The organism is Nesterenkonia aerolata (assembly GCF_031470965.1).
In the GTDB taxonomy this organism is placed as follows: Bacteria; Actinomycetota; Actinomycetes; order Actinomycetales; family Micrococcaceae; genus Nesterenkonia; species Nesterenkonia aerolata.
Genome location: NZ_JAVKGR010000054.1, coordinates 1 through 508, shown reverse-complemented (window position 1 = coordinate 508; position 508 = coordinate 1). Strand labels below are relative to the sequence as shown.

At 60.0% G+C, this 508-nt stretch carries 1 protein-coding gene; it reads left to right on the top strand.

Features of this window, described 5'->3' with window-relative positions; all coding sequences use genetic code 11:
* Positions 1 to 456, top strand: a 456-nt coding sequence (locus RIL96_RS13295) for a tyrosine-type recombinase/integrase (protein WP_310549492.1), incomplete at its 5' end; no start/stop codon positions are given.
* Positions 457 to 508: the final 52 nt, after the last annotated feature.

Below are 508 nucleotides of genomic sequence, written 5' to 3'. Positions count from 1 at the left end.
CATAGTCCCTATCCTCTCTGCTCAACAGATCGGAACAAGACCCAGGACGGTTCAGAGCATCTGGCCCTGAATGCAGCTGAGGGTGAACGACGTCAGCAATATACAGATCCGAACGGCGTCACCGTTGACCTTGTCTTCTGCCAGCTCAACGGTCGTCCGCACCGCCCTGAAAGTGATTGGAGGCGGTGGGAAGCACTCCTGGAGGAGTGCGGAGTTGGCCACCGCCGGCTTCATGACGCACGGCACGTCTCGGCCACAATGATGCTGACGCTCGGCATCGATGCCCGTGTCGTGATGGACCTCATGGGCTGGAGCCAGCGGGCCATGTTGGACCGGTACCAGCACGTGCTCGACGACATGAAGCGTGACGTCGCAGCGCAGGTCGGAAATGCCCTCTGGGCTCATCCGAAATCCCCAGAAGACCCCAACCCGGAGCCAGGCGACGACATCAAATGAAGCGCCCTGGGTTTCGTTCCGAGTCTCAGCAAGGAGAATCGGAGTATGCCCA